We start from the raw sequence: 18,616 nt of genomic DNA on the forward strand, positions 1-18,616 counted from the left end.
TAGCATCCAGAGGTTCAAAAACCTTGCACTTTCGTCGGCGAGCGCCGGGCAAATTGGGAAACTAAGCGACGAAACTACTATTTTGTAAGCTGTGTGGCTTCTAGATTCGCTCTGGAGACTTATTCAGCAAGCCCTAGTTAAAGCAGTATACTGGCGGATACGGCGTTGAATACTACCTTGGCGAGTATCAAAACTACCAAGGTAGCGTCCACCTCCCGAAATAAAATGCACTCCTATACCTTGGTCAGCACAAAAATGCAGTGCTTGGGTAGAGACTTGCTTGAATTACTGTCCAAGCAGTTTCAGGAGGATAAGATAATTCAGAAGGTTCAAGTATTAGATATCTCTGCCAAGCAGTACCTTTGGAACCGACATGATCTACCCAATAGGGTAAAGTTAAGAACCCATTTTCATCTCGTACCAGCCACCGCAGCAATTTAACTTGATGGTTTTTTGGTAACAAAGTAACAGCATTGACCAAATCTCGACTTTCTCCCAAGCATAGACCACCAAAACGATTGATAGCAGCAGGGTTAGCAAATGCAATCTCTAGGCGTTCTGGTAGCGTTAGTTGTGAATTATCTGTTCCGGCATCAACCCAAGCAATAAATCGAACATCAGTTAATAGTTCCTGATAATCTGGTCTAGCGTTGCTGGGATCGTGGATATCTTTCTTTTTAAAGCGGCGAAATGTGCGGATGGTAGTTGATTTTTGTGGTTGAGTGAGAAGAGCGATCGCTAAACGAGTTCCACAATGTTTGTATCTATCCATCTCCCCCACCATTGAAAGCAGCATACCATAAATAGTGGATGGTGGAGGGACTGGATAACTTTCAGCGTACTCTCTTGCACGAGATTGACGAAAGCTAGCTATGGGAACTTCTACTTCCAAAGCTAACATTTTCTCAGTTGTTTTTGTCATCGAATCAACTCCAGTTGAGGTAACTGCAAATCTCTGGTGATTACTTGTTTCATACTTTGCACAGCTAATTTAATCCCTGGGAAAATATTTACTCCCAATTCTTCTAATTCTTCCACTTCTTTAGATTCTGTAATTGCTCCTGCTATCCACAACTCCCGTGGTTCAATATCTTGATTTTTGACTTTTCTAAGCAATTCCTCAATTGATATTTCTCTCTCTTTTTCTTCAAAGCAGTAAAGAATTCGGGGCGAAAAATCATGCGTCCATCGTAAAATCAAACTTTCGGGAGAAAAGTCGTAAAGAAAACGAGAGTGATTACCTGCTACTTCTCCTAGAGAACTTAAACCATCGAGAACTGCTATGACACGAGATTTATCTTTCAAGCGTTCTGGGGTTAAGGCGAATCCATATTGATAGCAAGTTGCATGAACTTCAGTTCCATAAAGCGAAGTCCTTCCCTTTTTACCGCTTGCAGCATTGAAGGTTAAATCACCACTAAAAGGTGTTGTAGAAACAGCACGAGTTACTTCTAAAACTCCTCGTTTAGCTGTTGTTGTACCTTTAGGTGCTTTTTTTCCTTTTTGTTTAGGTTCATCTGAAGCTTCAACTTTTGCACCCTCTGCACGCATAAAACCTAACACGTCATCATCAATAAAAATCGTGTCATCAAAATTTTCATTTTGCCAAATATTATCGTTTGTATCATCATTCCAACGACGATTAACTTGATAATCGTTACCAGCAGTTTGCCAGTAGTAGCGTAATGCCCAACGAATTGCCTCAGCCGAAACTGTAGTATGAACTTCTCCTTTCCAAAGAATTTTTTGTAGAGTAGTTATATTACCTTCATTTTCTCCACGATTATTAGCGGCAGTACCATACCCTGTTAACACATTTCCAAATAAATGAAATGACATTTTTAAAATCTCCTTAAAAATTATAAACATTCCCAAAACTGTTAAAACTGAGCGGAGCCGAAGTTTTAACAGTGAGCGGAGCCGAACTGTTAAAGGCCAATATCAATCACATTTTCTTCATTCAAACTACCTTCATCAGCATTATCTTCATGAGAAATACCTTTGCCTTTATAACTGGCTAATGCCAGCAAAGCTAAATCTCTCGATTTTTTCCAGTTCTTATCAACCATCACAAAATCCATTAACTCTTCCCAATGTTGCTGTAAAGTAGGAATTCTTCCTGCTCGTGACCAAAAATCAGTAATAAATTCTCGAAATGTATCCGAATTTTTACATCTGCTTAATCCGGTTCTGATTTTTACAGTGACACGTTCAAAATTAGGAATCTCACCAAGCTTAGTTTTATCGGCAACTTGACCATAGGTATAATTTATTGCCTCATGACAAGCTTTAACAAATAGTTTTTCGCGTTCATCTGATTGAACTTTCTGAATCACTTGATATAGTCCTTCCCTTTCATAAGATAACTTTTTGAACAGTTCGTTACTGTTTACTTTTTCTGAAATACCAGAATACCAAGGTTGATTTCTTGCCAAATTTTCAGCAATTAATTCCCTAGCAAAGCTAGTTATTAAAAATCCACCTTCTTTACCTTCCATTGGCTTATGTTGCAAGTGACTATCACAAACCTGATAGTTATGACAAACCTCGTCACTGGCTTCTACCACATACATATCTGTCCGAGTTTTTTGTTGAGTTGACCATGCAACGGTTCCCAAAGTTAAAACTTGACAGCGCGGTACACCAAAGTCTTTAGTAATATTTATTGTTGCTTCTAAAGTCAAAAATTTTAGTCCGGCATCACCCAAACCTGAAGCATGAAAATCTTTGTAAGTGGCATATCTCAAGTGTTGATTTTGACGATATTGAGCATATTTTTCTAAATCTGTGATTTCTGGAACTACCAATGCGTATTGAGCACGTTTATCTCGCAATTTGGAGCGGAGAATATAGTAATAACAAGCAACGGGAGCAAATAATAGAAGGAATGCATTTTCTGGAAGTTCTTCAAAAGAAGTATCAGAACTGAAGGCAACATGACGTACTACTGCACCGGGATTTAACCACCCAGCAACACTAATGGGTTTTATCAGCAATTGTTCATTTTTATCACAAAGGTTACTGGCAAAATCTTGATAAGCATAGCTTTGTAAGGCTTTATATGTAATTTGAATCTCTTTTTCACCCTCACCTAATGATAGAGACTCGGTTTGTGTTCCAGCCGATTTATGAGTGCTGTTATGTTGTAGAAAAGTACCCAAAATTCCCTGGTGTACAATCACCTGAGCATCCTTACGCATAGTTTGCGAATCTAAACCGCGAAGGGCAATTAGTCCATCATTTATTTGAAATGATTCTTTTAATAGCCATTCCAAAACTGTTTTATCACTACCTTGCCAATTTAAGATGACTTTTCGTTTGGAACGCTCCCAATTTAATCCCTTTGGACGAGCCACTTTTTCTATTTCTAACTGCTTTAAAGTCATCCATAACCCAGCTAACCCAGCACAATGCAACAAAGTAAAACTAGGATTGCCTAAATCAAATTCTAATTTCACTGCTCTGCTCCTACGTCTTCGCTGTAGCGAATTCTGTTAATTGGAGTGATGGGATAGAATCCCCGACGTTGCCATTCCCGATAGTCTGGTTCAATTCGGATAGGTACTGACCAAGCTTGTGCTTCCTGTTTGAACAATTTCATTCGGGATTCATTCTTACCTTGTTTGAGTAATTCTTGTCTGCGCTGTTCGGCAATATCCCAAATTACTGTCTCATCTTCACCCAATAACACAGTAATTGTGTATCCTCCTTCACGTAAAAAATCTGGGCGATTACACCAGTTATCTTCCAACCAACTTGATTTAACTTGCTCGACTTTCTCTGAGTGAAGACGGGCAGCAACTTCAGCTAAATCTAGTTGAGAAATACCTTTTTTGCAGGAAAATTCTTGAATTAGTTGCTCTCCTGTCGCAAGTTCTGCCGAATCATAGGGTCGCTTATTATCCCAAGGATAAATAATTGCCAGTCTTGCTTCTTCTTCCTGTCTAGTCATCCTGCGGTTCAATCTTCCCAAACGTTGAATTAAAGATGCTGCGGGAGCCATTGCAGATATCAGTAAATCAGCACTTAAATCTAGGGACATTTCACAAACTTGCGTAGTGACAGCAAAGGCTGGTTCATCTTTCCCAAAGGCTTCAATTACAGCTTTATGCTTGTCGAGCCTATCTTTGTAACGATAGCGACTGTGATAAATTAATGGTTTAATATCTAATTTTGGTAAATGTTCAGCAAGCTTAATTTTTGCTGTGCGATAAATTTCGATGCAGGTTTTTACAGAATTAGTCACCCATAACACTTTCTGGTTATTTCTGAGAGCTTGTATTGCAGGTTGCCAAATTTCCTTGAGTTCATCAAAGTCAGTGACTTCAGAAATATATTTAATGTCGTAACGCTTAAGTTCTTCTAGTTCCTTTGGCCCTTCGATGGGTTCATCTAGTTCTTCACCTTGTTCTACAACAACTTGACGAATAGCTTGTAATTGTTCGGGAGTAAAGCTAGCACTCATCAAGAGAATGGGCGCACCGCGAAATGCCCTGATAAATTTCAACAGCGCCCCGAAAAGACGTGCATCGTAGGCATGAACTTCATCAAAAACAAAAGCGGATTGTGCGATCGCAGCCCAAGAGTAAAGTGGTTTGCGATTGTTTTGAATTAAACCTAACACAGAATCAACTGTACAAACAATCAGTTTCTTCCGCCATGCCTGAAAAGCCATTAATCGAATATTGATACTCTCTGAATTATCCGAGTCACCAGAGAATAGTAATTCTCTATCTAAATCAGAACGAGAGTGCATTAAATCAGCTTCGATTTCTGTACCATGTGCGTAGTCAATATATCCTTGGGAAGCTGTACCTGTAGTTGGATAGGAGAAAAATAATTTACGTCCTACTGCCCATTTTTCTCCCCAGGCATACGCACCAATGGTTTTACCTGTTCCACAACCTGCTTTGACGAGCGTTATTCGACGATCTGATTTGGCAATTAACTCTTGAAATGGACGTAGTTTTTGACCTTTTAGACGTTGATTGACTAATTTTGCAATATCTTCTTTTGAGAGTTGTAATGATAATACTTCTTCAATCCATACCTTAAAGTTTTCTTCAGCTAGAGGTAACGCAGAACCAGCCAAATCTGCTGCAATTACTGTTGCTTTCACCGCAGCAATGAATTTTTGCTGCTCCCAGTCTAGTTGCGATTCAAACTGAATAAATTCGTTGCGTAGATTTATTAAAGCTTTTTGTAACTGCGACTTTGACCAAATCTCTGGAGGGAGTTCTGGTAAGTTTTCAGGTAATCCTAAAGCTTGATGACCCATTTTCAAGACTGTTTTAAAATCTGAATGATGGGTATAAATTTTTAATTCATCTCCAATGCCTGAAGGAATTTCGGCTATAAATTCCGCAGCTTGATTATTTTGATTTAGCCCGATTTTGAGATGATGCCCCATTGCTGCCCAAACAGCAATCATCAAGTTTGCATTCTGGCATTGTTCCAACCATTCTCTAAAGCTAGGTACTTGCCACGCCAAAATGCCGCTAATGACTTCATGACGCAGCATTTGTCTGTCTGAATGCTTTTTTGATGACTTCAACAACTCTTGGCGATACTTAAGAAGTTTCGGATCTGATGATTTAGAGTCAAGAGTTTTTAGGTAAACCATCTCCTGAAAATGTTGATTTGCTTTACCCCAATCGTGCAAATATGCACCTAATCTAACTGTTGTTGCAAAGTAATTTAAATCAATATGTTTTATTCCTAATTGCTGGAGAATGGACTTACCCAATTTATCCACCAAAACATCAGCAGCTTGCATCACAAAGCTGATATGTCCTGTATATTTTGCAGAACCTCGCGCTCTATCATCTTTTTGCTCTTCTGCTGATAAGGATTTCGCCAATAATACCTTAAACATTCCTACCTCCCTTAAAAGGCAGAAAATATCCACAGCCAAGGTGTCTTTTGCCACCAATTCCCCACTGCTGTAACTTTAAAGAATCATCATCACTTAATTCGGAAATCTCAGTTGTAAAACCAACAATGGTATATCGTTTGACTTTCAGCGTTTTGCGACTAAGTTCACCTTTTTTATTTATCGGAATAGAAATTTGCCCTGAGATTTCTAAATCATCAAGCTGACGCTTGACTGCATTTAAAAAAGGCTCTGGTTCGCTATATCCCTTGATAACAACAATTCTTGATCTAAGCGTCTTTGCTGGTTTAAGCGTAAATATTTCTGGGATACCAATTTGAATCTCATGTATTCCTAATCGAATACTCTTTCCTGCCAATTTATAAATCAACGAAATTTGAGGAATCGGTACGCGAATTCGCAAGCAAGATTGTTCTGTCAGAAGAATTTTGCCTTGTTTATCAGCAAAACCAGGAATTGTCAGAATACTGATTGCTGTTTGCTGACGTATCTCTGGAATTATATGAACACACGCTGCAAAAAGAGCATAGTTATGATCCGCAGGCAAACATTTCCCTCGGACTGGAAAGCAAAGCTCAACAAATGGCTCAAGTTGATTACCTGCATTTTGATATGCAGAAAAACCTACAGATGCAATCACTTTAGGAATCCCCCGAAATGACAAAATTTTAAATATTTAAAATGTTCAAAACCTTACGGCATCTGAGGTAGCGATTGAGAACTAGCAGCACATAGGGCTTAGAGCCAGTATTAAACTGTGTTTCAACGAAAAACTGAAGGAATATACCTTTATATCTTGAAACATCAGAATAAATCATGACTAACAGAAATTTAGGATGATGTCAAGTTATTTACTAATATGCTCAACGCCTGACGGCATCATAGGTTTAAAGCAAGCAGGGTTATGTTAGTCCCAGCTGCTCTACAGCACTCAAAAGTATCAAACCTTTAAATCGTGAAAGTGCTCAACGCCTATTGGCATCAAAGGTTTGGGCAGTACCCATACCTAAAATAAAACTGATCTCCTCAATCGTGTGCTCAACGCCTACTGGCATCAAAGGTTTGGGCAGTCACGAAACCAAAAGGATTTTTTACTGTCCCAATACGTGCTCAACGCCTACTGGCATCAAAGGTTTGGGCAGTTCTTGAATTGTTCTGAGCGGCACACCATTGCGGCTGTGCTCAACGCCTACTGGCATCAAAGGTTTGGGCAGGTGGGTTCTTCATCAAAGTAATTCAGCAAAGCATTGTGCTCAACGCCTATTGGCATCAAAGGTTTGGGCAGAAATTATTGTCGCCGCTTCTGATTTTATCATTCAGTGCTCAACGCCTATTGGCATCAAAGGTTTGGGCAGGTTTGTCCAGTGACAGGAGTGTTGGAGGTGAAGGTGTGCTCAACGCCTATTGGCATCAAAGGTTTGGGCAGACTTTTTTCTCCCAACCTTTACCATCATCAGCATGTGCTCAACGCCTATTGGCATCAAAGGTTTGGGCAGTAGAACCCAACAGCACCACAGAAACGCCAATCTTTGTGCTCAACGCCTATTGGCATCAAAGGTTTGGGCAGTTGCGAGAGTGAGCTGCCCAACAACTGTTTGAGTTTGTGCTCAACGCCTATTGGCATCAAAGGTTTGGGCAGTGGGGTGATGTTGATTGGAGCGAGTCGCATATCTAGTGCTCAACGCCTATTGGCATCAAAGGTTTGGGCAGAAAATAACAGAAATTTAGCCTTTCTGAAACTGTAGTGCTCAACGCCTATTGGCATCAAAGGTTTGGGCAGTGCGATCGCTAAAACCTATATCAGAACTCCTCTGAGATTCAATATTACAAGCACCTCGTTAAATAAAGGAACACATTGAGCAAATATTTACCCAAATCTTATCTTTAACAATAGCAGAGAAATTTGAAACCCTTGTGCTGTGTAACTTCCAAGCCATTAAAAGAAAATACAAGCACCTACAGATAGCCTAAAAACTTTGAAAAGCCAGTCCAGCAAGGGTTTTCTGCTTATGTTTCTCTATCGTAGGCTTCACAGTCGGAGATCCATGTAAAAATCTACATATCAACTTGTTCACAAGTGCGATCGCTCTCTCAATCAATACCGCAGCCAATCGCCCAAACTATCGGGACTTCCTAATGTGAGTTTAAATTACTTTACGACCATGCGCTTAAAATAGTACTCTCCAAACTTGAGTAGCAGGGGAAGAAGTGGTGTAACTACAGAAAGCAAGTATTGACGCAAGGTTGTAACATCAAAAGGCCATACAGGAAATTCATTAGTCAACGTATAGAGAGAACGCAACTCTTGAAGTTTAACAGCTTCTTTCTTCAAAATTTCTCCATCGCTCTTCAAGCTTGTGTGAATACGTTTATAATCTTCTTGAAACTGCCTCGCAATCTCGCTTAGTAATTCTTCTTTAGCTTTTCTCATACCTCTACGAGCGGTAAGGAGAGGGCCAAAAAAGCATATTAACGATATGGGAATATAAAGCAGAATCGTTAAATTAAAATACCAGTACTCCTGCGCTATTCCTTGACTAATAAATTGATACTTACTTAGTGTTATCATCGTACCAATTATAGCCGCTAGGTAAGCTGTATTTAGAGAATATTGACTCAACGGACTCAACCCACCACAGCGATCAGGATGGAGTGGATTGATATTAAGTCGCTTATTATCCTTACCTAAAAGTTCATGCAGTAACCAAACATTAGTTGTTAGGTTCAAAACTAATATACTTCCTGCGTAAAATATTGCAACAGCGTTAATTGCCCCCGTCAGAGCAGGAATTGATCCATCAGATCCTGTCCAGTTGTAAACATCTTGCTGTAGAGAAAAATACCATATTCCAAAAGCGATCGCTGCTCCTAACGCCAAAAATTGCCGCCACGACTTTTGGTAGGGCAATAATACCGAGTTAATTTCTGCTTCGGTAGTATCAACACTATCTGATTTTTCAAGGTACTCAATTAGCCGATATATTGCCTTAAATGACCACAAGTAGTAGCCAAAGATAATTGGATTGAGCAAGCAGATCCACACCCAGGCAAACCAATCTTGTAGCAATCCTAAGTGTTCTTCATGCAAAATCAACGTCTTAGTTACCGTAGCAGCAATTAAATAAAAACCCGATGTAATGAAGATTGAAAGCATTCCTAAAGTTACAGGTGTCAAATGGCATTTCTCAATTAACCAACTGGCTATAGGATCAGCACGATAAAAGTCTTTGCCTTCCATACTATTTATGAAAAATAATATGCTATCTCTTTTTTCTAATTATTCTTCAAAATTATATTTATGTTTATTTATGTGTATTTATATTAGCTATTTTACTTTTCCAATCCCAGTTATTTGAAAAATTAGCTCTGCTGCTTTACTCATTAACAAAGTGTCAATCTCAATTTGATAATTTCCCTGTTTTAAAATCTCAGTCACAACTTTACTAAAATCTGCATTACCTTTTCTCGCACCCAAACCATTAATTGCACATTCAATTTGCCTCACGCCACAACTTAAAGCAATGAGTGAATTATCTACCGCCATGCCTAAATCATCATGACAGTGTACTGAAACAACAGCTTGATCAATATTTGGGACTCGATTAAAAATCATTTGCAGAAGTTGCGAAAAATCTTCTGGTAATGCCAAACCTAAGCTATCAGGAATACTAATAGTATTAGCACCACTCTTGATTGCAGTTTCAATAGATTTACACAAAAAATCTGGCTCACTTCTGGGAGCATCAAAAGCACTCCATTCTACATCATCACAGTAATTGCGTGCCAGAGAAACGCTTTCTTTAATTGTTGCTAATACTTCTGCTTTGTTTACTTTTGATTGATTTTTAATATTTACTAGAGTATAAGTGTGAATTCTACCTTTTATAGCTGGTTTAATTGCTTCAGCAAGAGTGTTTATTTCATTTAAATTGGAACTCGCTAGCCCACAAACGATAGAATTTTTAATTATTTTAGAAATATTAAAGACTTCATCAAAATCTTTTTGAGAGCTTCCTGGATAACCAACTTCAATAATATCTACTCCCATTTCTTCGAGCAACTGGGAGATAGTGATTTTTTGTTGGAGATTCATTTTGATACCAGGCATCAGTTCTCCATCACGCATGGTAGTATCAAAAATAAGTACTTTGTTATTATTTATTGACATATTAGCTAGAGAAAGCGATCGCTTACATCAAATATAACTTTAAAGAATATCCTCACTTGAAAAAACTGTCTCTAAATCCCGATAACCACTGATAACACGCACAATTGCCACACCGCCATCAATGGGACGATAAAATATTAAGTAATCTTCTACCGGGAAACTCCTTAAACCACTTGCAAAATTATCGTAACTTTGCCCCATATTAGGAAAATCAGCTAACAGCTTACACTGCCGTCTAATTTTTTCATTAAGTCTTTGAGCCGTACCAGGATTAAAGCGGTTAACATAACGATTAATCTCCTTGAGGTCTTCCTTGGCTGGAATTGTTAAAACATACCGACTCATTATTTAGTAGCCTCTGCTTGTCGCATTTGAGCTTCAGCACGTCGGATATCTTCTTCAATTTCTGCAAATACCTCTTCACCATCGACTACTTCACCTCGGTCTAAAGCTTCGATACCAACTTGGATTTTAGCTTTTAATTCTGCTAGACGCTGCTCTCGAAGGCGATCGCGTTCATCTAGCAATCTCAATGCCTCACCCATCACCTCACTAACTGAGTGATATCGACCACTATTAACTTTATCCTTAACCAGCTGCTCAAGTTCTGGAGTCAAAGATATATTCATAACTATTACCTGATTCCATTTACTCTATATGCTAACCGAAAGGGGTTGGAGCAAGGTTAATTCACTGCTGTTTGGGCTTCTTGATAAATTATTTCTTGAAACTGAATCATATCTTTTTGAGGATCGGCGTGGCTAACTTTCACCAATATCTGTTCGCCCAAGTTCACAGAACGCTTGAAAACCATTGGTAACTGCAAGCCCAAATCTTCTAACAAAATTAGTGCCAAGTTGCTGTCTTCTCGCAGCCACATCAACACTGTCACATCCCAAGTTTCCTCTGGATGACGGCGTAAATACTCTAAAGCATAATATCTATTAGTTTGCCGTTCCACCATCGTTACCTCTTGGGTGATGCTGGTAACATTTATCATCACTTCTTTAAGTTGTTCTGCGGAAAATGGCAGAGCTTCACCCCGCAAATGGGCTTTAAGTTGAAAGTGGGTAAGTAAGTCACTGTAGCGGCGGATCGGAGAGGTTGCTTGGGTATAGGTATCCAAACCCAAACCAGCATGACGCAAAGGCGTAATGCTCATTTCACTCTTGGGCATACAACGACGCATAGCGCAAGCACGAACAAATCCAGCCGGAAGTAGGAGCAATTCCTCATCTGGAGGTAATTCTGGTTGCGGTTGACCACGAAAAGGCAAAGGTATGTTGTGAGCTTTACCATAACGAGCCGCAACTTCACCGGCAAGAATCATCATTTCCGCTACCACTTGCCGGGATGGGGAATCGTCCAAAATGTCAATGTTGATCTCATCACCTTTGACTTTGATCATCGCTTCGGGCATAGTGATGCTAATTGCTCCTTGGGCATAACGCCAAGTTTTGCGCCGCCGTGCCCAAGTAGCGATCGCTTCAATTTCCGGTTCTGCTTGTACCCTTAATTGCAGCATTTCATCCACATCTTCGTAGGTGAGGCGATAAGTCGGCTTAATTAAGCTGGTATGAATGCTGTAATCTTCTACTGCCCCAGTTGTATCTAAAACAATCCCGAAACTGAGGGCGCAACAAACTTGTCCCTGGATCAGACTCATTGGCCCAGTTGCCAATACCTCTGGGAACATGGGAATCATCCCCGTAGGTAGATAGACTGTACTACCCCGCTTTCTAGCTTCCAAATCTAAATCATCTTCCGGGACTAACCATCTAGTGGGATCGGCGATATGCACCCATAGGCGTTCCCGGCCATCGGCGAGTACTTCCCAACTCAGACCATCATCGATCTCTGTAGTAGTTTCATCATCAATGGTGTACACCTTCAAGTGAGTCAGATCCAAGCGGTTTGTATCTGAGTCAATCGGCGGGAAATCCAAACGCTGTTGCGCCACTTCTAATACCTTATTAGGAAACTGAATCGGAATTGAAGAACGACGCAGGAACAAGTTTTCATAAGGACTCCAGCAACCCAAATCCACCAACAGTTGAAAGGCTCCTTGGGGTGTTGTGGGTCGTCCCAGCATGGTCATAGTTTCTAAAACTGGAGCTGGGGGAGGATAAGCGCGAGCCAAAGAGTCATGATTGACCCCCGTCCGCACGGTATCAGCAAGCAGCGCTGCGTATTTTTCTAGTCCTTCTATGCGCTGGCGATCGTGGCGTCCCCACTCTACTGCTTCACCTTTGAGCGCCTGCTCTAGACGAGTTAAAAATTCCTGCTGTCCCTTGGCTTTTTGTGCCTCTACTTCCATCTGGTGCTGGCGTTCTGCAACTTGAGCAGCAGTCCGCGGCTCGTAAGCGTCTCCTTTTTGCTTGAAATAAAGTTTGTCGTCTGATAACAAGCAATAGGCGGCGTAACAATAAGGCGCGGCTAATTCCGAAAATAGCAGATTCGCCATTTGGTCTGGGGTGACTGTTTCCCCATCTTCAATCAGCAATTCCCAAGCTACTTCCAAGCTAGATGGATCTAAATAAGGCTTAACCTGCTCTAAAAAGGTAGCAATCTCAGAGGTTTTGTAAGTCTGTCCGGTAACTGTATAGCTTATTTGTTTAGGCGCGAGGCTGTGGGATTGACCACGTTCGTCTACCACAAACCAGCGGGTTTTACCATCTGGACGTTCTACGATGCCCAGACGGCGATCGCCTTGAACCCTAAATTCAACTAGCGTCCCCTTCTCCACAACTCTCGCACTTTAATTTGGTGAACAGTTTAAATAGTTTGAAGTTTGAAGTTAGGAGTTAGGAGTTTTGATTTTTAACCCTTCGGCAGGCTCAGGGCATCGCTCATCACTCATCACTCATAACTCATCACTTCTCTTAGCCTTCTGCATTGATAAATGGCAACAAAGCCACAATCCGCGAACGTTTAATTGCTAATGTCAACTCTCGCTGTTGCTGAGACGTAAGCCCAGTAATCCGACGTGGCAGTATCTTGCCCCGCTCGGTAACAAACTTACGCAACAAATCAACATCTTTATAATCGATTGGATCTCCTGGCTTAATTGGAGAAAGGCGACGACGGAAATAACTCATCTCTACTTAATTTCCTTGTGAACGGTATGTTTATTGCAGTGGGTGCAGAACTTTTTCAGTTCTAATCGATTAGTGGTGTTGCGGCGATTCTTAGTACTGGTATAACGTGAAACACCAGGAGATCGCTTGTTTGAATTTGTCCGACACTCGGTACACTCTAGTGTCACAATTATGCGGGCACCTTTACTCTTAGCCATAATCTTGCAAACAGTGAAGCCTGAAGAGAATTAACACAAACGACTATCTTCTCACATTCCGCCGTATATTTTCAACTAATCTTTTGACTTTTATATCCAGCGAGTAGCCACGACGCGACGAAACAATGAAAGTTCCACAATAGCGATCGTGTAAAGCCTGCCGCATCTGGGTATCAGAGAAGGCAGTCGCACAATCAATTGCTAGAGGAAGTACTAGCAGTATAGCAGTGGGATTGGCTCTAATATTGCTCAGGGCAATTGATACTAAAAGCGCACCCAAGCCGACGATCGCCTCTCGCTTCACCAGTGAGAGCAAATCTGGAATTCTGCCCATTACTTCCCCATCTTCGACCTCCAACACCTTTAAATCGAACGCCCAACGCCCTAAACTTTGCCCTTGATTGTTGTATACCACCAGTACCCGCAAAACCAGCCAAAATATCACAAAAACTAGGATTTGCACAAATTGAATCCCGATATCGCCGCCTCCGAGTAAGGAACTGACTAACCATACACCAAGGAAATCAAGCCCCAATGCCATACCTCGCCGCCCAATTTCAGCTTTGGGATAGTGTTTTTGGGGAACTCGTTCGATTGTCATACAAAATAGGTATTTTTATTTAGGAGTTGGGAAATAATTATTGTTCCTGTTTTTAATATTAAGGTGGTGACTTGGGCACTTGCTGCACTTTCAACATAACTTTGATCGCGATTGAAGTATACAGTAACCACCCTAAATCACTGCTAGACTGGCTTTTAGATGATTTGTAGGAAGTTCTTGTGCCGAAAGTGAAACCGGATGACATTTGTCAAGTGCGCTGTTTCAATGACGAGTTAGTAGTTCACGTCCGTGACGCAATGCCGATGGACGACACCTTTGAAGAAGCTAAAACACTCTTTACTGCTCTTGCTGACAAATCTCGGCTAAAGATACTCCATGCCTTAAAGGATCGCCAGGAATTGTGTGTCTGTGATCTTGCGGAGGTTCTTGGTGTGCAGGTATCTGTGGCATCACACCATTTACGGAAGCTCCGTGATCTGAAGGTACTCAAGTATAGAAATGATGGGAAACTCGTTTATTACTCGCTGCGAGATCAATTCGTAGGTGAGATTTTGGATCTTGTGTTGCAAAAGATTGTTCAGTAGTCTCTTTTTTTATCTTATCATTATGATATTCTTTTGAATGTTGGAATGAATAGGCAAGTAACTAAGGAACTAAATCATGTCTGACCACTGCTGCCAAAAGAAATCATCTGAACTTGAAAAAATGACCAAGCGCCAGAGCAAGGTTTTGTGGATTGTTCTGGGCGTAAACGCAGTGATGTTCGTTGTAGAACTCCTGTCTGGTATTCAGTCTAAATCCCTTTCTCTGACGGGGGATTCTCTGGATATGCTAGGGGATGCGATCGCCTATGGAAGCAGTCTTTACGTAATCAATAAGGGAGCAAAATCACAGGCAAAATCCGCCATGCTCAAAGGAGCTATTATGTTTTTGTGTGCTGTAGTGGTCTTTGCTAGGGCTACACATCAGGTGTTTTTTAACACAACTCCTGACCTGCAAATCATGAGTACAGTTGGATTTCTTGCCCTTTGTAGCAACTTGTTCTGTCTTTATCTTTTGACAAGGCATAAAGACGATAACATCAATATGTCTTCTGTGTGGCTTTGTTCTCGTAACGATATTATCGCCAACACATCTGTACTTGTGGCGGCTGGATTAGTGTTTCTAACAAAATCATCTTTGCCGGATTTGTTAGCGGGACTTATGCTCACGTTTATTTTTGCGAAGTCAGCAGGATCAGTCCTCTCTAAGTCTTGGAGAGAATTAGAAAGAGCTTAAGTCAATGAGAATGATTTCTAAGATTATATACTTTCTTAATTGAGTGGTCAGTGTTACTTTACGGGGATAAATGTAAAAAGTCGGAGGCGCGATCGCTATGTTATCAGTCAGCGATGCACAAGCAATTATTTTAAATTTAGTACAACCGTTGGATGAGCAACGGGATACAGAAGTTGTAGATTTATTCACATCAGATAGTCGGATTTTGGCAACACCTGTCACCAGTCCGCTAGATTTTCCCCATTGGGATAATTCGGCAATGGATGGTTACGCAGTTCGCTACGAAGATGTGCAGCACTCTAGCGCCGAACAACCAGCCGTTTTAGAAATTGTTGAAGAGATTCCGGCGGGGTATCAGCCCAAGTCTCCGATTCAACCAGGGCAAGCCGCGCGGATTTTCACAGGTGCCGTGATGCCAGTCGGTGCGGATACTGTAGTTATGCAAGAGAGGACACGTCGGGAGGAAAACCGCGTGTTTATTTTGGATGCGCCAAAACCGCAAGAATTTGTCAGACACAAAGCATCTTTTTACGAAGCTGGGACACAACTATTACCAGCAGGAATTAAGTTAAATGCTCCAGAAATTGCCGTATTAGCAGTTGCACAATGTCAGCAATTAAGTGTTTATCGTCGTCCGCGTGTGGCAATTTTTTCTACTGGTGATGAGTTAGTACCAATTGACAAACTGCTGCAACCAGGGCAAATTGTGGATTCTAATCAGTATGCGATCGCAGCTTTAGTAAAGCAGAGTGGGGCAGAACCGTTAATTTTAGGTATTGTTAAGGATGATCCAGTTGCTCTGGAGAAAGTCATTGCTCATGCCGTTGCGATCGCTGATATAGTTATCTCTTCTGGTGGTGTCTCAGTGGGAGATTATGATTATATTGACAAAGTTCTAGAGTCATTAAAAGCAAAAATCCACATTCGGGCTGTACAGATAAAGCCCGGAAAACCCCTTACTGTAGCCACTTTCCCAACTCAAAACTCCCCACTCTACTTTGGTTTACCAGGAAACCCTGCGGCTGTGTTGGTGACATTTTGGCGGTTTGTACTACCAGCAATCAAGAAACTTTCGGGAATTACTGGAGGTTGGGAAGCAGTTTTTTTGAAAGTGCGATCACATGATGAATTGCGATCGGACGGCAAGAATGAAACTTACCTTTGGGGTAAATTGCATTTAATTGATGGTGTTTACGAATTTTACAAAGCTGGTGGTAGTCACAGTTCCGGCAATTTAATTAATTTAGCTCAAACCAATGCCTTAGCTGTTCTACCAGTGGGTAAAACATTAATTTACCCACAAGAAGAGGTGCAAGTTTTGCAGCTTGGTAAGGATTAAAATACTTGCTCAAAAGCCTCAATCAAGCTGTTAACTTCCTCAAGGGTGTTGTAATGTACCATACTCACCCGGACTATTCCACCTTGCGACGCTAGCCCCAGATATTCAATCAGCCGTTTAGCATAAAAGTCACCATAACGAATCCCAATGTAATGTTGGTCAATTTTTGCCGGAATGGTTGAGCTATTCATTCCATTTACTACAAAGGATATGGTTGGCACACGTAATTGCCGATCAGCCTTTGATTTACCAATCACTTGCACATTAGACTTGTTGTTGAGGTAATTTAGGAGGCGATCGCTAATATGTTCTTCATGTATGCTAATTAAATCAAATGCTTGCACCATTTGATTTCTCAAATCAAGTGCAGTTTGATTGCCATAGTGCAACTGTGCTAATTCACTTAAATAATCACATAAACCTAACATTCCATAACTTAATTCAAAATTGACATTCCCTAACTGAAATTTATAAGGTATATCTGTCTGAGCAATAAAATAATGGTTCAGACCAGGCAATCTTAATAAATGTTCTTCTTTGCCATAGAGTAAAGCATGATGTGGTCCATAAACTTTATAACAACTCAAAGCATAGAAATCAACATCTAAATCTTGGACATCAACTAATCTGTGTGGTGCATAAGCTACACCATCTACACAAATCATCGCCTTGCGATCGTGTACAAATGCAGCGATTTCTTTGATCGGGTTGATGGTTCCCAAAACATTAGAAGCGTGAGTCAAAGCTACCAGTTTTGTACGCGGACTCATCAATGGTTCTAAATCTGCTAAATGAAGTTCCAAACTGTCTGGGCGAATTTGCCATACTTTAATCTTCATCCCTTGTTTTTCAAGAGCAACCCAAGCACCAATATTCGATTCATGATCGCAATTAGTAACAATAATTTCATCACCAGGCATGAAAGTTTGAGCCAGACAGATTGAGAGAACTTTCAACATCATTGTAGTAGATGGCCCCATGACCACTTCTTTAGGAGAATTGGCGTTAATGAAAGTAGCCATTCCCCTAGTTGCTAAAGCCAATCGTTCTCCTGCAAGTTGAGAAACCGCATAAGAAGCTCCTAACTGGACATCAGAAGTCAGCAGAAATTCGCTAATTCTATCTGCTACTTTTTTCAGGGTTTGTGAGCCGCCAGCATTATCAAAAAAAGTCCATTCACCAGCTAAAGCGGGAAAATATTGGCGAACTTTATCAAGATTCAAGAGCATGGTAGAAGTCCTTTAGAGAATGTTCTTTACCCTAGCCTACCCTTTGGCAACTCTCACAGAGAGCATTTAGTACTGCTTCTCTACGCGCAGCGTCTTTGAATAGTGGCTCTATTTTTGTCTACAGCTTGTTGTGCCGCCCTTCTTACTCTGTAAAAATCTCTCTAAAAAAGGTATACTTGGGAACATAAAAAGTGTCTTACTGGCATATCTGACTTCCAGCAAGCATTAATGTCTTGATTCTTCACAATTTTCGCCAATTTTTTTGATAATTTTAAGGTAGAGTCAAAGCAACTATTGTTTTAGTTCTCAATTCCGTGATTGAGAACAAAGGAACGATTTATGAATACTACGATTAAATACGACATAGAGGTTATCAAGGTAGAAGCACTTCAACTTGTGAAAAAGGGGCTTATTAACCGTCAGCAGCCAATTTACACCCTCTGCAAATATATTCCTCATCGTGACTGGATTAATTTTGAACTGGAGCTAGAAAAAAATGAATTTCTACTCAGAGATAGAATTATCGACCTGCTGAATCACGAATCTTGGGAAGAAGAATGAGGCTGTCTTTAAGGGCTATTTCATTTTAGGCATAAACCGCCCAAAACTAAAGTTTCAGGCTAATAGCTAAAGTCCGTTAAAACGGACTAGACTATAACCTTTTTTCAGTCGTCTTTAGACGACTTTTGCTATTAGGCTCAGAATTCATTCTGAGGCGGGCTAGATGAAAATGAAATAGCCCTGCCTTTCAACTAACACTGAAGCCGTTGCTCTCTCATCCCATAGATTTGAAGTTCTAGCAGCTTTTCATACCAGAGCTAGACGCAAAGATTTTTATAGTAATTTAGCATC

Annotated in this window: 19 protein-coding genes and 1 CRISPR repeat array; of the genes, 4 read left to right on the plus strand and 15 right to left on the minus strand. The window is 40.6% G+C overall.

From position 1 onward, the window contains the following. Window positions 1-123: 123 nt before the first annotated feature. From ACEW80_RS18280 to ACEW80_RS18345, 14 genes are all read right to left on the minus strand, one after another. Window positions 124-231 (minus strand): hypothetical protein, encoded by a 108-nt coding sequence (locus ACEW80_RS18280; protein WP_373527955.1) that lies wholly within the window; start codon window positions 229-231, stop codon window positions 124-126. A gap of 13 nt (window positions 232-244) precedes the next feature. Next, the gene (gene cas5, locus ACEW80_RS18285; RefSeq protein ID WP_373527956.1) at window positions 245-922 is read right to left on the minus strand and encodes a type I-MYXAN CRISPR-associated protein Cas5/Cmx5/DevS; all 678 of its coding nucleotides are present in this window, start codon (window positions 920-922) and stop codon (window positions 245-247) included. Then, the gene (gene cas7i, locus ACEW80_RS18290; protein ID WP_373527957.1) at window positions 919-1,839 is read right to left on the minus strand and encodes a type I-B CRISPR-associated protein Cas7/Cst2/DevR; all 921 of its coding nucleotides are present in this window, start codon (window positions 1,837-1,839) and stop codon (window positions 919-921) included. The genes cas5 and cas7i overlap by 4 nt, the downstream gene beginning before the upstream one ends. Before the next feature lie 89 nt (window positions 1,840-1,928). Continuing rightward, window positions 1,929-3,458 carry a type I-MYXAN CRISPR-associated Cas8a1/Cmx1 gene (gene cas8a1 / locus ACEW80_RS18295; protein ID WP_373527958.1) on the minus strand — a complete coding sequence of 510 codons (1,530 nt, stop codon included), beginning with the start codon at window positions 3,456-3,458 and terminating at the stop codon, window positions 1,929-1,931. Beyond that, the gene (cas3, locus tag ACEW80_RS18300) at window positions 3,455-5,875 is read right to left on the minus strand and encodes a CRISPR-associated helicase Cas3' (protein ID WP_373527959.1); all 2,421 of its coding nucleotides are present in this window, start codon (window positions 5,873-5,875) and stop codon (window positions 3,455-3,457) included. The genes cas8a1 and cas3 overlap by 4 nt, the downstream gene beginning before the upstream one ends. Beyond that, the gene (cas6, locus tag ACEW80_RS18305) at window positions 5,868-6,533 is read right to left on the minus strand and encodes a type I-MYXAN CRISPR-associated protein Cas6/Cmx6 (protein WP_373527960.1); all 666 of its coding nucleotides are present in this window, start codon (window positions 6,531-6,533) and stop codon (window positions 5,868-5,870) included. Before cas6 ends, cas3 begins: the two co-directional genes overlap by 8 nt. Window positions 6,534-6,752: 219 nt before the next feature. Further along, window positions 6,753-7,673: direct repeats of the CRISPR family, unit length 36 nt; unit sequence GTGCTCAACGCCTATTGGCATCAAAGGTTTGGGCAG. A 369-nt stretch (window positions 7,674-8,042) separates the two neighbouring features. Continuing rightward, complete coding sequence (locus tag ACEW80_RS18310; protein ID WP_373527961.1) at window positions 8,043-9,131, minus strand: hypothetical protein; 1,089 nt, start codon at window positions 9,129-9,131, stop codon at window positions 8,043-8,045. Between the two features lie 87 nt (window positions 9,132-9,218). After that, window positions 9,219-10,061 (minus strand): 2-isopropylmalate synthase, encoded by an 843-nt coding sequence (locus tag ACEW80_RS18315; protein WP_373527962.1) that lies wholly within the window; start codon window positions 10,059-10,061, stop codon window positions 9,219-9,221. Window positions 10,062-10,100: 39 nt separating this feature from the next. After that, a complete protein-coding gene (locus ACEW80_RS18320) occupies window positions 10,101-10,406 on the minus strand; it encodes a type II toxin-antitoxin system RelE/ParE family toxin (protein WP_373527963.1) in 306 nt (101 codons plus the stop codon). Beyond that, complete coding sequence (locus ACEW80_RS18325; protein ID WP_373527964.1) at window positions 10,406-10,690, minus strand: type II toxin-antitoxin system ParD family antitoxin; 285 nt, start codon at window positions 10,688-10,690, stop codon at window positions 10,406-10,408. The genes ACEW80_RS18320 and ACEW80_RS18325 overlap by 1 nt, the downstream gene beginning before the upstream one ends. A 56-nt stretch (window positions 10,691-10,746) precedes the next feature. Further along, window positions 10,747-12,807, minus strand: coding sequence for a ribonuclease catalytic domain-containing protein (locus ACEW80_RS18330; RefSeq protein ID WP_373527965.1), 2,061 nt, complete (start codon window positions 12,805-12,807; stop codon window positions 10,747-10,749). 136 nt (window positions 12,808-12,943) lie between these two features. Next, window positions 12,944-13,159 carry a 30S ribosomal protein S18 gene (rpsR, locus tag ACEW80_RS18335; RefSeq protein ID WP_094333177.1) on the minus strand — a complete coding sequence of 72 codons (216 nt, stop codon included), beginning with the start codon at window positions 13,157-13,159 and terminating at the stop codon, window positions 12,944-12,946. A 2-nt stretch (window positions 13,160-13,161) separates the two neighbouring features. After that, window positions 13,162-13,356, minus strand: a complete 195-nt coding sequence (gene rpmG, locus ACEW80_RS18340; protein ID WP_335215440.1) for a 50S ribosomal protein L33 — start codon at window positions 13,354-13,356, stop codon at window positions 13,162-13,164. Between the two features lie 43 nt (window positions 13,357-13,399). After that, window positions 13,400-13,957: an RDD family protein gene (locus ACEW80_RS18345; RefSeq protein ID WP_373527966.1), complete on the minus strand. Its 558-nt coding sequence runs from the start codon at window positions 13,955-13,957 to the stop codon at window positions 13,400-13,402. Between the two features lie 179 nt (window positions 13,958-14,136). Between ACEW80_RS18345 and ACEW80_RS18350 the strand changes: the two genes are divergently transcribed. The 3 genes from ACEW80_RS18350 to glp all read left to right on the plus strand — a co-directional run bounded on the left by ACEW80_RS18350 (window position 14,137) and on the right by glp (window position 16,535). Continuing rightward, window positions 14,137-14,502, plus strand: a complete 366-nt coding sequence (locus ACEW80_RS18350) for an ArsR/SmtB family transcription factor (protein ID WP_373527967.1) — start codon at window positions 14,137-14,139, stop codon at window positions 14,500-14,502. Window positions 14,503-14,578: 76 nt separating this feature from the next. Then, window positions 14,579-15,196 carry a cation transporter gene (locus ACEW80_RS18355; RefSeq protein WP_373527968.1) on the plus strand — a complete coding sequence of 206 codons (618 nt, stop codon included), beginning with the start codon at window positions 14,579-14,581 and terminating at the stop codon, window positions 15,194-15,196. Between the two features lie 97 nt (window positions 15,197-15,293). Beyond that, complete coding sequence (glp, locus tag ACEW80_RS18360; protein ID WP_373527969.1) at window positions 15,294-16,535, plus strand: gephyrin-like molybdotransferase Glp; 1,242 nt, start codon at window positions 15,294-15,296, stop codon at window positions 16,533-16,535. Here glp and ACEW80_RS18365 read toward each other — a convergent pair. Next, on the minus strand, window positions 16,532-17,764 hold the full coding sequence (locus tag ACEW80_RS18365) for a cysteine desulfurase-like protein (protein WP_373527970.1): 1,233 nt from the start codon (window positions 17,762-17,764) through the stop codon (window positions 16,532-16,534). The genes glp and ACEW80_RS18365 overlap by 4 nt on opposite strands. 339 nt (window positions 17,765-18,103) lie before the next feature. Between ACEW80_RS18365 and ACEW80_RS18370 the strand changes: the two genes are divergently transcribed. Beyond that, window positions 18,104-18,325, plus strand: a complete 222-nt coding sequence (locus ACEW80_RS18370) for a DUF4327 family protein (RefSeq protein ID WP_373527971.1) — start codon at window positions 18,104-18,106, stop codon at window positions 18,323-18,325. Window positions 18,326-18,616 lie beyond the last annotated feature (291 nt).

Origin of the sequence: Nostoc sp., from assembly GCF_041747015.1 — a bacterium.
Lineage (GTDB): Bacteria > Cyanobacteriota > Cyanobacteriia > Cyanobacteriales > Nostocaceae > Nostoc.

Excerpts from the sequence above, each read along its gene's own strand:
- ACEW80_RS18315 (WP_373527962.1), bottom strand. The coding sequence starts at position 10,061 with ATGTCAATAAATAATAACAAAGTACTTATTTTTGATACTACCATGCGT.
- rpsR (WP_094333177.1), bottom strand. The coding sequence starts at position 13,159 with ATGAGTTATTTCCGTCGTCGCCTTTCTCCAATTAAGCCAGGAGATCCA.
- ACEW80_RS18310 (WP_373527961.1), bottom strand. The coding sequence starts at position 9,131 with ATGGAAGGCAAAGACTTTTATCGTGCTGATCCTATAGCCAGTTGGTTA.
- ACEW80_RS18320 (WP_373527963.1), bottom strand. The coding sequence starts at position 10,406 with ATGAGTCGGTATGTTTTAACAATTCCAGCCAAGGAAGACCTCAAGGAG.
- cas3 (WP_373527959.1), bottom strand. The coding sequence starts at position 5,875 with ATGTTTAAGGTATTATTGGCGAAATCCTTATCAGCAGAAGAGCAAAAA.
- ACEW80_RS18325 (WP_373527964.1), bottom strand. The coding sequence starts at position 10,690 with ATGAATATATCTTTGACTCCAGAACTTGAGCAGCTGGTTAAGGATAAA.
- glp (WP_373527969.1), top strand. The coding sequence starts at position 15,294 with ATGTTATCAGTCAGCGATGCACAAGCAATTATTTTAAATTTAGTACAA.
- cas5 (WP_373527956.1), bottom strand. The coding sequence starts at position 922 with ATGACAAAAACAACTGAGAAAATGTTAGCTTTGGAAGTAGAAGTTCCC.
- ACEW80_RS18370 (WP_373527971.1), top strand. The coding sequence starts at position 18,104 with ATGAATACTACGATTAAATACGACATAGAGGTTATCAAGGTAGAAGCA.
- ACEW80_RS18365 (WP_373527970.1), bottom strand. The coding sequence starts at position 17,764 with ATGCTCTTGAATCTTGATAAAGTTCGCCAATATTTTCCCGCTTTAGCT.
- cas7i (WP_373527957.1), bottom strand. The coding sequence starts at position 1,839 with ATGTCATTTCATTTATTTGGAAATGTGTTAACAGGGTATGGTACTGCC.
- rpmG (WP_335215440.1), bottom strand. The coding sequence starts at position 13,356 with ATGGCTAAGAGTAAAGGTGCCCGCATAATTGTGACACTAGAGTGTACC.
- ACEW80_RS18345 (WP_373527966.1), bottom strand. The coding sequence starts at position 13,957 with ATGACAATCGAACGAGTTCCCCAAAAACACTATCCCAAAGCTGAAATT.
- ACEW80_RS18355 (WP_373527968.1), top strand. The coding sequence starts at position 14,579 with ATGTCTGACCACTGCTGCCAAAAGAAATCATCTGAACTTGAAAAAATG.